We start from the raw sequence: 13,752 nt of genomic DNA, 5'->3' as shown, positions 1-13,752 counted from the left end.
CTAACACCTTTCTTTTTGATTAGTGCAAACTAACCTGTCCTCATGGCATCAAATGGCGGAGAGGCGGCGTTTGCCCAGATAAACCCTCCAAAATTAACCTGTCCCATTGTGGCAGGTTGGTCGTAGTTATTACGTGGCGGTCGAGCTCGACCGTATAGGCCGCGCCTTGTTTGGCTAAAGTACAATCATCTGTGTTTAACTCGCCCGCAGCTGCACGGCGTGGGCGATGGCCAAAAAGGAAAATCACATGGGATTCATGTCAAAGCTGCTGTCCTTTGGATCCGATAAGGACCTTAAGCGCTACTACAAGATCGTCGACCAGATCAACGGTCTTGAGCCCCAGTTTGAGAAGATGACCGAGGAGGAACTCCGCGCCCAGACCGATAAGTTTCGCGAGCGTTACGCCAACGGCGAGTCGCTCGACGACATGCTTCCCGAGGCCTTTGCCACCGTGCGCGAGGCTTCCAAGCGCATCACGGGCATGCGCCACTTTGACGTGCAGCTCATCGGCGCCATGGCGCTTCATGAGGGTCATATTGCCGAGATGAAGACCGGCGAGGGTAAGACGCTCGTCTCCACCTTGTCCGGCTACCTCAACGCTATCGCCGGCAAGGGCGTGCATGTCGTTACCGTCAACGATTACCTGGCAAAGCGCGACTCCGAGTGGATGGGCCGCATCTACAAGTACCTGGGCATGACCGTCGGTCTGCTCCAGAACAACATGCCGCTCGAGCTCAAGCGTCCGGCCTACCAGGCAGACGTCACCTATGGCACCAACTCCGAGTTCGGTTTCGACTACCTGCGCGACAACATGGTCACCCGTCCCGAGCAGCGCGTGCAGCGCGGTCACAACTACGCCATCGTCGACGAGGTCGACTCCATCCTGATCGATGAGGCCAGGACGCCGCTCATTATCTCGGGCGCCGGCACTAAGTCCGCCAGCACCTACAAGGACTTCGCGCGCGCCGTGCGCGGCCTGGAGCGCGGTGAGGACGTGTCGCACGACATGCTCACCGCCACCGAGGACGTTGAACCCACGGGCGACTACGTCATGGACGAGGCCAAGCACACCATCGCCGCCACCGAGCGCGGTCTTAAGAAGATCGAGCGCCGCCTGGGTATCGATGACATCTATGCCGATCTCTCCGGCCAGCTGGTCAACCACCTGCAGCAGGCGCTGAAGGCCCAGTACATGTTCCACCGTGATAAGCAGTACGTGGTCACCAACGGCGAGGTCAAGATCGTCGACGAGTTCACCGGCCGCATTATGGAAGGCCGCCGTTACTCCGAGGGCCTGCACCAGGCCATTGAGGCCAAAGAGGGCGTGCTCGTACGCGAGGAGAACCAGACCCTGGCCACCATCACCCTGCAGAACTACTTCCGTCTGTATGACAAGCTCTCCGGCATGACCGGCACGGCACTTACCGAGGATGCTGAGTTCCGCGAGATCTACAAGCTGCCCGTCGAGGTCATCCCCTCCAACAAGCCCGTGCAGCGCGTGGACCACGAGGACCTGGTGTACCGCACCATTCAGGCTAAATACAACGCCGTTGCCGACGACGTTGAGCGTCGTCACGCCAAGGGCCAACCGGTCCTGGTGGGCACCGTCTCCATCGAGAGCTCCGAGAAGCTGTCCGCCGCCCTTACCAAGCGCGGCATCGCACACGAGGTCCTCAACGCCAAGCACCATGAACGCGAGGCCCACATCGTTGCCCAGGCCGGACGCTACGGCGCCGTGACCATCGCCACCAACATGGCCGGTCGTGGTACCGACATCCTGCTGGGCGGCAACCCCGACGAGCTGGTGCGCGAGCGCCTTGAGTACGAGGGCCTGACCATGGAGGACGTGACGCCCGAGCAGCTCGAGCAGTTTAACGCCGAGGCCAAGGAGACCTGCAAGGCCGAGCGCGAGCGCGTGCTTGCCGCCGGCGGCCTGACCGTTATCGGAACCGAGCGCCATGAGTCCCGCCGTATCGACAACCAGCTGCGCGGCCGCTCCGGTCGTCAGGGCGATCCGGGCGAGACCCAGTTCTACCTGTCGCTCGAGGACGACCTCATGCGCCTGTTCGGCGGCGACAAGATGGACCGCGTCTCCAAGATGATGGTCACGGCCGACATGGGCGACGACATGCCCATCCAGCACAAGATCATCTCCAAGGCCGTTGAGAGCGCCCAGCACAAGGTCGAGAGCATCAACTTCTCCATGCGTAAGAGCGTCCTTGAGTACGACGACGTCATGAACAAGCAGCGCCAGGTCATCTACGCCGAGCGCAATAAGATTCTGGACGGCAAGGACCTGACCGACCACATCACCGAGGTCATGCACGATACCGTGTACCGCTGCGTGCAGGAGTTCTGCACTAAGGACAGTCACGATGGCGAGCGCGACCTGGAGGGCCTGCGCAAGTGGGTTGTGGAGCTCACCGGCCACATCGATACGCCGAAGTTCCCCGACGAGGATTATGAGGCCCTGGCTGCCGATGTCCTGGCTTACGTAGAGAAGTGCTACAACATGAAGGCCGAGCGCTTGGGCGAGGACCTGATGCGCGAGCTCAACACCCAGGTCATGCTGCGCGTCATCGATACCCGCTGGATGAACTACCTGCAGGAGATGGACTACCTCAAGACCGGCATCGGCCTGCGCGGCTTTGGCCAGCGCGACCCGCTGGTCGAGTACAAGACCGAGGCCTACGGCGCGTTCCAGATACTTGTCGATACCATGTATGAGGATTACCTGCGCACGGTTCTGCGCATCGAGATCAAGGCCGCCCCGCGCGCCGTGGAGCACAAGGAGGAGCCCGCGCTCGAGGGCGCGCGCTTCTCCGGTCCTGCCGAGGTCGATGGTGACAACGGCGACTCGGTGCTGCGCAAGCAGGCGCAGGTGCAGGCCCGCACGGCTGTCCAGGGTGGTCCGGCTGCCGTCAACAACGGTGGCAAGGTGACCACCTATCGCAAGTCCGAGAGCGACGATCCGTACGTCAACGTGGGCCGCAACGACCCGTGCCCCTGCGGTAGCGGCAAGAAGTTTAAGTACTGCCACGGCAGGAATCGTTAATGGCTGAGGCTTTAGAGGTAACGCCCGCCGAGCTGGACGCGTTCGCGGATCGGCTCGGCGAGGTCGAGTCGTATCTCCACCTGGACGAGAAGCGTACCCGCGTGTTCGAGCTCGAGGCCAAAAGTGTTGTCCCTGGCTTTTGGGATGACGCCGACGCCGCCCGTGCCACCATGGAGGAGATCGCGCGCACCAAGGAAGATATCGCTGCCGTGGACACCGCGCGCGGCGAGCTTTCCGATGCCCGCGCCGCGCTGGAGCTTGCCGAGGAGATGGGGGATGACCCCGACGCCGCCACCCTTCGCGAGGAGGCTGCAGCCACGGCTGAGCGCCTGGCCCGTGCCATCGATGAGCTTGAGCTTTCGAGCTGGTTTACCAGTGAGTTCGATCACGGCGATGCCATCGTGACCATCAAGCCCGGACAGGGTGGTCTGGAGGCCCAGGACTGGACCTTCATGCTCTTTAAGATGTACATGAAGTACTGCCAGCGTCGCGGCTGGAAGGTCACCATCAACGACTGTCCCGCGGCCGAGGTCATCGGCATCGACCGCGCGACCTTTACCGTCGAGGGCAAGGACGCATTTGGCATGCTGCGCGCCGAGGCCGGCGTCCACCGCTTGGTTCGCATTAGCCCCACCGACGACAAGAAGCGCCGCCAGACCACGTTTGCCGGCGTCGAGGTCATCCCCGTGCTACCCGATGATATCGACATCGAGATCAGTCCCGATGACATCCGCGTGGACGTGTACCACGCGAGCGGCCCGGGCGGTCAGGGCGTCAACACCACCGACTCCGCCGTGCGCGTGACGCATTTCCCCAGCGGCATTGTGGTTACCTGCCAAAACGAGCGCAGCCAGATCCAGAACAAGGCCGCGTGCATGCAGATCCTCAAGGCTCGCCTGTACGAGATTGAGCTCGAGAAGCGCGCCGAGGCGCTCGATGAGATTCGCGGACCCAAGACCACGATTGGTTTTGGCAACCAGATTCGCAGCTACGTGCTCTACCCGTACCAGATGGTCAAAGACCTACGCACGGGCGTGGAGACCAGCAATGTCGAGGCCGTCCTTGACGATGGCGACCTGGACCCGTTTGTTATTGGCTACCATCGCTGGGCCACCGGCAACGCCGATGCAGAAGGCTCGGAGGTCTAAAACATCGGGCGGCTTCAAGCCGATGCTAAGCCCAGCGGTTGGACGGGTTTGTATCCAGAATAAACCCTGCGCAGGGGTGGTTTTTGTCCGGCGAATCGGTAGAATCGAATACAAGAAGAAGTTCAAAGCGCATCCGTTTGGGTGCGCTTTTTTGAGGGAGGCAGCATGGCATATCGTCTGGACATCAAGCGCATTCTTTCGATGAACTTCTTTCACGACCTGCCCCAGATCATGTTGGGGTGTGCCTTGGCCGCCATCGCGACCGACCTGTTTTTGATTCCCAACGGTCTTGCCGCCGGTGGCGTTACGGGCCTTGCGACTATTATCCAGGCGGTCGGCGCGGCGCGAGGCGTGTCGCTTCCCGTCGGTATCCAGACCATCGTGATGAATGCCTTGCTGCTGCTGGTCGTTATGCGCGAGGGCGGCATGTTCTACGTGGTGCAGACCGCGACGGGCTTTGTGCTTCTGGGCTTCTTTACCGATCTGTTCGCCCCGTTTGTAGCACCTCTGGCGGATGCGGACCTGATGCTTCCCGCTATGTGGGGCGGCATTATTACGGGCATCGGTTACGGCATGGTGTTGCGCGCCGGCGCCAACACCGGCGGCTCGGACACGATTGGCCAAATCATCTCGCGTAACACCTCGCTGCCGGTGGGCTCGACCGTCATGGCGATCGATGTTGCCGTATGCGCGCTGTCGGCTCCGGTCTTTTCAATCGAAAACGCACTATATGCAGGCCTTTCGATGGTCATTAGCGGCTACGTGATCGATGCCGTGGTCGATGGTGGCAACAAACGCCGTATGGTCCTCATCATCTCGGACAAGTTCCCTGATATCGCTGCCGATATCATGTATGGCCTGGGTCGTGGTTGTACCAAGTTTAAGGCGACTGGCATGTATTCGGGTGCCGAGAAGCCGGTGATTATGGTCATCGTGAGCCGTCGAGAGCTCAATACCCTCAAGACGATCGTGCGCGAGCGCGATCCTCACGCCATTGTGACGGTCGCTGACGTTACGGAAGCCTTCGGCGAGGGATTCAAGGACATTAGCGCGTAGGGGCGACCGCGTTCCATCCAAAAGACGTTCACATTGATAAACCGTTTCATCAGCGGTTCTGCCTGCTAAATTGTTCAAATAATGATAAAAACTCTGGTAAAGCCATCAGTTTCCAGCATAATGAATGACGTACGTGCATTGCGGCTGTGTTGGGATTACCTTCGGTGCCGTGCGCATTTTGTCTAATGAGGATGAAAGGAAGGCACAATGAGCGACGAAGAGCTCAAAAAGGTTGCCAACGAGGTAAGGAAGGGCATCGTCACCGGCGTGCACGCTGCCAAGTCCGGCCATCCGGGCGGTTCGCTCGGCGCTGCCGACATCATGACCTATCTGTACTTTGAGGAAATGAACGTCGACCCGGCCGATCCCCGCAAGGCCGATCGCGATCGCTTCGTGCTTTCCAAGGGTCACTGCGCGCCTGGTCTGTACGCCGTGCTCGCCGAGCGCGGATTCTTCCCCAAGGAGGATCTCGAGACGCTGCGCCACATCGGCAGCCACCTGCAGGGTCACCCCAACATGAACGACACCCCGGGCGTTGACATGTCTACCGGTTCGCTCGGCCAGGGCATCTCCGCCGCCGTGGGCATGGCGGTTGCCGCCAAGCACTGGGGCGATACTTACCGCACGTACGCCCTGCTGGGCGATGGCGAGAGCGAGGAGGGCCAGGTCTGGGAGGCCGCCATGTTTGCCGGCAACCAGCAGCTCGATAGCCTCTGCGTGATCGTCGACCACAACGGCCTGCAGATCGACGGCCCCGTCGAGGAAGTCAACGACCCCATGCCGCTCGCCGACAAGTTCCGCGCCTTTAAGTTCCACGTGGTGGAGCTTGCCGACGGCAACGACTTCGATCAGATCCGCGCCGCCTTTGCCGAGGCTCGCGCCACCAAGGGCCAGCCGACCGCCATTATCGCCGAGACCATGAAGGGCAAGGGCGTGTCCTTTATGGAGAACCAGGTGGGTTGGCACGGCAAGGCCCCCAACGATGAACAGTTTGAGCAGGCCATGGCAGAGCTCACGGCCGCCGGAGAGGAGCTCTAGGATGGCAGACGTCAAGAAAATCGCCACGCGTGTAAGCTACGGCGAGGCCCTCGTCGAGCTCGCCAACGAGCACGATGACTTTGTGGTCCTCGACGCCGACCTTGCCGCCGCCACGCAGACCGGCAAGTTCAAGGCAGCCTGCCCCGACCGCTTCTTCGATGTGGGCATCGCCGAGAGCAACCTGATGGGCGTCGCTGCCGGCATCGCGACCACCGGTCGTGTTGCCTTCGCGAGCACCTTTGCCATGTTCGCCGCCGGCCGCGCTTTTGAACAGGTTCGTAACTCCATCGGCTACCCGCACCTCAATGTTAAGATCGGTGCCACGCACGCCGGTATCTCGGTGGGCGAGGATGGTGCCACGCACCAGTGCTGCGAGGATATCGCTCTCATGCGCGTTATCCCCGGCATGACCGTGATTGTTCCCGCCGACGACGTGGAGGCCCGCGCTGTGACGCGCGCCGCCTACGAGTGCGACGGTCCGGTGTACATGCGCTTCGCCCGTCTGGCCTCGCCGGTTATCAACGACCCCGAGACCTACAAGTTCGAGTTGGGCAAGGGCATTGTCATGCGCGAGGGCGCCGATGTGACCATCATCGCCTGCGGCCTGATGGTCGGCGAGGCCCTCGAGGCTGCCGAGCAGCTTGCCGCCGAGGGCATCGACGCCGAGGTCATCAACATGCACACCATCAAGCCCATCGATGCCGATCTGATCGTCAAGAGCGCCACCAAGACCGGCCACGTCGTGACCGTCGAGGAGCACTCTGTGATCGGTGGCCTGGGCAGCGCCGTTGCCGACGTCCTGTGCGAGCAGTGCCCGACGCCGCTTAAGAAGATCGGCGTCAACGACACCTTCGGTGAGTCTGGCCCGGGTGCCGAGCTCTTGCACAAGTATGGCCTGGACGCCGCCAACATCGTGGCGACCACCAAGGAGTTCTTGGCATAAGGCAAGGCGGATCTCAAGGACTGCTTCGCCAGAACTATGGAAACCCGGCAGGGGCGCTCTCTTGGAGAGCGCCCCTGTTTCAGTTGCGGTGAAATAGGGACTGATTAGACCTTTTAACTGGTAAAACAGTCCCTATTTCACCGCAACTCATGAAGACGCCCCTCAAGCACGGTCCCATCAGGAAAAAGGGCATATATCGACAAAGCGCAATTCAGACCCTTCCAGCTTTGTATATGCAGCACCTCAAGATAAACGCGGCGACCCCTTAGTTATCGCAGGCCGGGCACAGGGTTACTCTCCAAATCTTTCCGCAGGACGGAGGAGCCCCCGCCGCGCGAAGCGCGCAGCGGGGGCTCCGACATGTCCGAGGACGATTTGGAGAGTAACCCTGTGTCCGGCCGACGGGATCCCTAACCACGCCATGCTTCTTATGTGCAGCAAAGCTAATGCTGCTAAAATACAAAGCGCTCATGTAGTTTAAACGCACGACGATAAGGAGCACCAGTGGGTAACCACTTCCGTACCTCCGGTGCGGGCGATGATGCCCCCAAGACGCAGGCAGGCGTCCAGGGCAGTCGTTTCGCCACTCCGGATTCAGAGGGCCAGCCTGTTGCTCAGGCCCCCGCTCAGCCGGCAGATCAGGCACAGCCGGCATCCGATCCCTTTGCCTACAATCCAACCAGCGATGTCGCGCTTTCCGGCACGGCGGGTTTTGAGCCCGTTCAGGCCGTGACCGCTCGCGTGGAGCAGCCTCAGGCTGGTGCCGCCACGCCGCAGCCTACCATGGCCGGCATTCCCGACCCCTTGGCCCCTGCGACGCCGGCTCCTCAGCCTGCGCAGTCCGGTCTCTTTGCCGCTATTCCCGACCCCACGCAGCCTGCTGCCCCGGTGGTCGAGAGCGATCAGGCAGCCGAGGTCGCAAGCCTCGATAACGCGCTCAACAACCCCGATTTTACGTCGGTGTTTGCGCCCATCGATCCGCAGGCCAGCCGCAAGAAGATGGCCAAGCAGGCCGGTGTCGAGCCCGTCATCCTTATGGAGCATGTCACCAAGATCTATCCGGCACAGCCCAACAAGCCTGCACTCGACGACATCAACATCGAGATCTATCCGGGCGAGTTCGTCTTCCTGGTCGGTCACTCCGGCTCGGGTAAGACCACGCTGCTGTCGACGCTCAACCGCGACGTCAAGCCGACGAGCGGCCGCATCCTGGTTGCCGGTCAGGACCTCATGAAGATCAAGAACCGCAAGGTTCCGTTCTTGCGCCGCCAGATTGGCGCCGTGTTCCAGGACTTTAAGCTTCTGCCGCAAAAGACCGCCTACGAAAACGTGGCGTTTGCCCTGCAGTGCATCGGCAAGCCCAAGGGCGTCATTCGCAGCCAGGTGCCCGAGGTGCTGCGCCTGGTCGGTCTGGCCGATCAGATGGACTCGCTGCCCGACCAGCTTTCCGGTGGCGAGCAGCAGCGCGTTGCCGTCGCCCGTGCTATGGTCAACCGTCCGCCGCTGCTGATCTGCGACGAGCCCACGGGCAACCTCGACCCGGCGATCTCGCTGGGCATCATGAAGCTGCTCGAGCGTATTAACCGCACTGGCACCACCGTGATCGTCGCCACGCACGACCGCGAGATGGTCGATAGCATGCACCGTCGCGTGATCGCCCTCGAGGGCGGCCACGTTATCCGCGACCAGGAGAGGGGAGGTTACGGCAACTATGGCACCAACTAACGTGGGCTACTCCTTCAAAGAGGCAATCAGCCACTTCTTCCGTAACTGGACTACCTCGCTCGGCGCCGTCATCACGATCTTCCTTTCGCTGTTTATCATCGGCCTGTTCATTATGGGTTCCGCGATGCTGAACTCCGTGATCGGTACCGTCGAGGATCAGGTTGTCATTAATGCCTTTATTAGCGATGACGCCGATCAGGCAGACGTCCAGGCCTTTGAGGCCGAGCTCAAGACGTGGAGCAACGTCAAGTCCGTGACCTATAAGGATAAGGACGACGCGCTGGCCGAGTACACGAGCAAGATGTCGGGTAACGCCGACGCCACCATGAGCGCGCTCGACGGCCAGAACCCGCTGCCCGCCTCGTTTGCGATTGAGATGGACGATCCGTCTCAGGTCGAGAGCACGGCCAAGAAGCTCAAGAAGGATGCCGATTTCCAGAAGATCGCGGATGACGGCGACGTCAACGCGAGCGTGCTGTACGGTCAGGAGGAAGTGAGCCGCCTGTTCCAGGTGACCAACTACATCCGCATCGCCGCCGTGGTGCTCGTTGGCCTTCTGACCTTTATCGCATTCATCTTCATCAACAACACGATTCGCCTGTCCATCACGGCGCGTCGTCGTGAGATTGCGATTATGCGTCTGGTCGGCGCCAGCAACGGCTTCATTCGTGGCCCGTTTATCACCGAGGGCGTGCTGCAGGCCATTTTGGGCTCGCTGCTTTCCATCGGCGTTCTGGAGCTGCTGCGCAATTTGATGATTCCGCGTCTGCAGGAGAGCATCGGCTGGATGTCGTTTGCCCTGCCGATGCAGTACTACCTGGTGACCTATGCTGCGCTGATTCTGGTCGGCGTGATTATCGGTCTCTTTGGTTCTGCCATCGCCATGCGCCGCTACCTGCGCGTGTAAGCATGCCTGGAATTCACCCCTTCCAACGGGTCGTCTCTTATGGGGCGGCCCGTTTTTTGTCCCCTAGGGATCATTTGGGTAGACTCTTGGGATGTAAACGGCAATCGATAGTTAGGAGGCGCCATGGGGCGCAATAACAAGCATAAGCGTGGAGCTCGCAATCAGCGCGGGCCGGTGCGCAGCGAACGCCGTCCGAGCCTGACCGGGCGCGTGCAGCTCCATGAACATAGCGCCTACGTTGTAACCGAAAACGGCGACTACAAGGTCATGGGCCGCGGTAAGCGCGAGATCATGGATGGCGATACCGTTGCCGTGAGCATTAAGAACAGCCCGCACGGTGAGCGGCGCGCCGTGATCGAAAGCGTGGTTGAGCGTGCAGCCATAAGCGTGGTGGGCACGTACCAGACCGCCGGTCCGCTCGGTGTGATCGAGCCGCTCGATTCGCGTCTGAAGGCCGACTTCTTCATTCTGCCCGAGGATACCTCGGCGGATCGTCTGAGTGTCCACCCGGGTGATGCTGTTGTCGCGCGCATTTTGACCTACCCGACGCGCCTGGAATCGGGTACCGTGACGATCGAACGCCGCATTGGCGGAGATGACGCGCCCGATTTGGGCGTTCAATATGTGATGGCGCGTTACGGCTATACCGATAGCTATCCCGAGGCCGCGCTGGCCGAGGCCGAGGGGCTTTCGCTCGATGTGTCCGCGGCGCTTAAGGACCCGCTCCGCCGCGATCTGCGCGACCGCTTTGTCATCACGATCGACCCAGTCGATGCGCGCGACTTTGACGATGCCATTTCGCTGGAGCGCACGCCCGAGGGTGGCTACAAGCTGGGTGTGCATATCGCCGACGTTTCACACTATGTGGCTTGGGACGGGCATATCGATCTTGAGGCTCGCCATCGTACGACATCGGTGTATCTGGCCGATCGCGTGCTTCCCATGCTGCCCGAACGCCTGTCCAATGACCTGTGCTCGCTTCGCCCTGACGAGGACCGTCTTGCGTTTACCGTCGATATCGAGCTCGATGCGCAGGGTCGCGTGCGGCATTACGATCCGTATCCCAGCGTGATTCGCTCGCGTGTGCGTATGGACTATGACGGCGCCGAGGCGCTGCTGGTGCGTGCCGGCGCGGTTGAGTATTCGGTGCTGGAAGGCGCCGCTGAGGATGTTGCGGCTGCCGAGACCTCGCGCGAGGAAGCGCTTGAGCGCGGTCTTGCGTGCGAGGAGGCCGCCCGCGGCTACAACGTCGACCTCGGCGATTTCCTTGTCGCCGCCAACGAACTCGCCGAACTCCGCCGTCGTATCCGTCGCGCCCGCGGCTCAGTCGATTTTGACACGGCCGAGATTCGTGCTCTGTTGGATGAGGACGGAGTACCCGTGCAGATTGTGGCGCGTGAGCGTTCGTGCGCCACGTCGCTTATCGAGGAAGCCATGCTGCTCGCCAACGAGTGCGTTGCAGAGTGGCTGGCAGACCGTGATATCGAGGCCTGCTATCGCGTGCATGAGGATCCGAGCCCCGATAGCCTGCACGGTGCCGCCGTTGCGCTGGCGCAGCTAGGCATCATCGACGATCGCCGTGCTGCCGGTATTGCCCTGGGGAGCCCCGATGAGCTGCAGGCTGCAGTTGATGCTGCCGCCGGTACGGCCAACGCACCGCTCGTTAACACGCTGCTTCTGCGCAGCATGCAGCGCGCGCTGTACAAGCCGCGCAACGAGGGCCACTTTGCGCTCGCCGCGCCGTGCTACTGTCACTTTACGAGTCCCATCCGTCGCTACCCCGATCTGGTGGTGCACCGCGTGCTCAAGCTGCAGTTGGCCTATGAGCAGCTCGGCGGCAAGGACGCCTTGGTCCGTACGCCGCGGCTGATCGGCAAGGGGCGCGAGTCGCTGCCGCGCATTCTGCCGCAGATCTGCCGCGCATGTAGCGATGCCGAGCGCGCGGCAGATGCCGCCAGCCATGCGACGCAAAAGATCAAGATTGCCCAGTACTATGAGGACCGTCTGGGTGAGCGCTATGCCGGAACCGTCTCGTGGGTTAGCAGCATGGGCCTCTTTGTGCGCTTGGACCTAACACAGGTCGAGGGCCTGGTTTCAATTAAGAGCCTGGGCAACGAGTGGTTCGAGTTCGACGAGGACGCGCTTACGCTGACGGGCGCCGACACGGGGACTCGCTATGAACTGGGCCAGCGCGTGATTATCGAGGTCTCGCGCGTCAATACCACGCGTGGACACTTGGACTTTAAGCTTATCCATTAGCTAAATCCCGACTCGTGGCGAGAGAGCGGAGGGCGGTCTTTCGGGGCCGCCCTCCGCATTTGAATCGTGGCTACCTTGCCGTCTGCTCGGCCGCCCGCTTACCTGCTATTTGAGAGGTAAAACCTACCAAAATAAACCTGTCCCTTTTGGCAGGTTTACAAGAAAGCGGGGATGAGATGGCGACGGTGTACGGGTATGCGCGGGTGAGTTCGCGCGATCAGAATCTGAATCGGCAGCTGGATGCGCTGGGCGCCTATGGCGTGGGCTCAGCGAATATTTATGCCGACCATGCGAGCGGCAAGGACTTCGATCGACCGCATTATCGCGAGCTGTTGCACGTCCTGGGAGACGGGGACGTGCTGGTGGTGCTTTCTATCGACCGACTTGGTCGTAATTACTCCGAGATTCTTGAGGAATGGCGACGCATTACCAAGGAGCTCGGGGTTGCCATTGTGGTGTTGGACATGCCATTGCTTGACACGCGCGCTAGGGCCAGCGGCGCGCCGGATGTGACCAACACCCTGATTGCCGATATTGTGCTGCAACTGCTGAGCTACGTGGCGCAGGTGGAGCGCGAGAATATCCATCGGCGCCAGGCGGAGGGAATTGCAGCGGCGCGGGCGCGAGGGGTTCGTTTCGGTCGACCTCGCAAGCCGTGCCCTCCTCAGTTTGAGCTGGTGCGCGATAGCTATGAGGCAGGCGATATTACCCGCAGCCAGGCAGCAAAGTGCCTGGGCGTGTGCGTGGGGACGTTCGATCGCTGGATGCGCGAGGCGGGGTAGGGGTTTGCGTCGCTTTGTCGCTTCCTGTTGCGATTCAAATTTTGATACGGTGACGATGCCATTTGGGGCTACACTCGCTGATATTCAAAAAAGGAGGTTGGCCCTTGGCGCGCGTAAAACAAATAATCGGATGGACCGCAATTGTTCTGTTCGTTGCAACGCTGGCGGGCATCTGGGTGCTGACGGAGCAAAATGCGGTGGAGACGTCGTTGCTGAGCGAGTCCACCGCGCGTGTGGTGGAGGGTCAGGCTACGGGCGTTCAGGCTGCTGATGCCACGGGTGAAGCCCAGACAGAGAACGGAATGACCGGGGGCGCCGATTCGGCTGCCTCGAATGTCCGGTCTGGCCGACTTGCTTCCATTCGCATGTGGGTGGGCACAAACGTCCGTCGCGTTGCCCATACCGTAGAGTTTTTCTTCGTCGGATTATTCGCCTCCGTGGTCGTGGTTTGCCTTTCCAGGCGTCCGTGGAGCGTATGCTCCCGTTGCGTGCCCGTATTGCTCTTTTGCGCCGCCTGCTCCGTTGGCGATCAGGTGCATAAGATTTTTGTTCCCGGCAGGCATTTCGACGTTATCGATTTAGGATTCGATGCTGCGGGCTATGTCACCGCCATGCTATTGGTATTGCTGGCAGCGGCGTTGGTGCGCCATGCGACTCGGCCGATCGGCGCCCATGCGAGGCGCTAGCCGGTAACAAACTCGTTTCTGATAATGCAACCTCGTTGAATTATTTTGTGTCGCGCGTATTTCCGAGCGGTCGGATTTGAGGGGCGAGCGGTAGAACGCTCGCCCTTTGTGCGCCACGATGCGGCACAATGTACCGCAAAAGCTGTTTGTATC

Annotated in this window: 10 protein-coding genes; all 10 read left to right on the top strand. The window is 61.0% G+C overall.

Going from position 1 to position 13,752, the window contains the following annotated elements; genetic code table 11:
- Nucleotides 1-247: 247 nt before the first annotated feature.
- The 10 genes from secA to AAAV44_RS09195 all read left to right on the top strand — a co-directional run bounded on the left by secA (nt 248) and on the right by AAAV44_RS09195 (nt 13,599).
- A complete protein-coding gene (gene secA, locus AAAV44_RS09240; protein ID WP_349115397.1) occupies nt 248-3,055 on the top strand; it encodes a preprotein translocase subunit SecA in 2,808 nt (935 codons plus the stop codon).
- A complete protein-coding gene (gene prfB / locus AAAV44_RS09235; RefSeq protein WP_349115396.1) occupies nt 3,055-4,203 on the top strand; it encodes a peptide chain release factor 2 in 1,149 nt (382 codons plus the stop codon). The genes secA and prfB overlap by 1 nt, the downstream gene beginning before the upstream one ends.
- Nucleotides 4,204-4,368: 165 nt before the next feature.
- A complete protein-coding gene (locus AAAV44_RS09230; protein ID WP_006235307.1) occupies nt 4,369-5,259 on the top strand; it encodes a YitT family protein in 891 nt (296 codons plus the stop codon).
- Between the two features lie 207 nt (nt 5,260-5,466).
- Nucleotides 5,467-6,297: a transketolase gene (locus AAAV44_RS09225; RefSeq protein WP_349115395.1), complete on the top strand. Its 831-nt coding sequence runs from the start codon at nt 5,467-5,469 to the stop codon at nt 6,295-6,297.
- Between the two features lies 1 nt (nt 6,298).
- Nucleotides 6,299-7,240: a transketolase family protein gene (locus AAAV44_RS09220; protein ID WP_006235309.1), complete on the top strand. Its 942-nt coding sequence runs from the start codon at nt 6,299-6,301 to the stop codon at nt 7,238-7,240.
- A gap of 504 nt (nt 7,241-7,744) precedes the next feature.
- The gene (gene ftsE / locus AAAV44_RS09215) at nt 7,745-8,965 is read left to right on the top strand and encodes a cell division ATP-binding protein FtsE (protein WP_022094244.1); all 1,221 of its coding nucleotides are present in this window, start codon (nt 7,745-7,747) and stop codon (nt 8,963-8,965) included.
- Nucleotides 8,952-9,872 carry a permease-like cell division protein FtsX gene (gene ftsX / locus AAAV44_RS09210; RefSeq protein ID WP_055310349.1) on the top strand — a complete coding sequence of 307 codons (921 nt, stop codon included), beginning with the start codon at nt 8,952-8,954 and terminating at the stop codon, nt 9,870-9,872. The genes ftsE and ftsX overlap by 14 nt, the downstream gene beginning before the upstream one ends.
- A gap of 123 nt (nt 9,873-9,995) precedes the next feature.
- Entirely contained in the window at nt 9,996-12,131 is a 2,136-nt protein-coding gene (locus AAAV44_RS09205; RefSeq protein ID WP_349115394.1) for an RNB domain-containing ribonuclease, read from the top strand.
- Nucleotides 12,132-12,307: 176 nt separating this feature from the next.
- Nucleotides 12,308-12,913: a recombinase family protein gene (locus tag AAAV44_RS09200; protein WP_138340470.1), complete on the top strand. Its 606-nt coding sequence runs from the start codon at nt 12,308-12,310 to the stop codon at nt 12,911-12,913.
- Between the two features lie 104 nt (nt 12,914-13,017).
- Nucleotides 13,018-13,599, top strand: coding sequence for a VanZ family protein (locus tag AAAV44_RS09195; protein WP_349115393.1), 582 nt, complete (start codon nt 13,018-13,020; stop codon nt 13,597-13,599).
- Nucleotides 13,600-13,752: the final 153 nt, after the last annotated feature.

Origin of the sequence: Collinsella sp. CLA-AP-H1 (assembly GCF_040092945.1) — a bacterium.
Classification (GTDB): Bacteria; Actinomycetota; Coriobacteriia; order Coriobacteriales; family Coriobacteriaceae; genus Collinsella.
This window is presented reverse-complemented; position numbering and strand designations above follow the sequence as displayed.

Excerpts from the sequence above, each read along its gene's own strand:
- prfB (WP_349115396.1), top strand. The coding sequence starts at position 3,055 with ATGGCTGAGGCTTTAGAGGTAACGCCCGCCGAGCTGGACGCGTTCGCG.
- AAAV44_RS09225 (WP_349115395.1), top strand. The coding sequence starts at position 5,467 with ATGAGCGACGAAGAGCTCAAAAAGGTTGCCAACGAGGTAAGGAAGGGC.
- secA (WP_349115397.1), top strand. The coding sequence starts at position 248 with ATGGGATTCATGTCAAAGCTGCTGTCCTTTGGATCCGATAAGGACCTT.
- AAAV44_RS09220 (WP_006235309.1), top strand. The coding sequence starts at position 6,299 with ATGGCAGACGTCAAGAAAATCGCCACGCGTGTAAGCTACGGCGAGGCC.
- AAAV44_RS09205 (WP_349115394.1), top strand. The coding sequence starts at position 9,996 with ATGGGGCGCAATAACAAGCATAAGCGTGGAGCTCGCAATCAGCGCGGG.
- AAAV44_RS09230 (WP_006235307.1), top strand. The coding sequence starts at position 4,369 with ATGGCATATCGTCTGGACATCAAGCGCATTCTTTCGATGAACTTCTTT.
- AAAV44_RS09200 (WP_138340470.1), top strand. The coding sequence starts at position 12,308 with ATGGCGACGGTGTACGGGTATGCGCGGGTGAGTTCGCGCGATCAGAAT.
- ftsX (WP_055310349.1), top strand. The coding sequence starts at position 8,952 with ATGGCACCAACTAACGTGGGCTACTCCTTCAAAGAGGCAATCAGCCAC.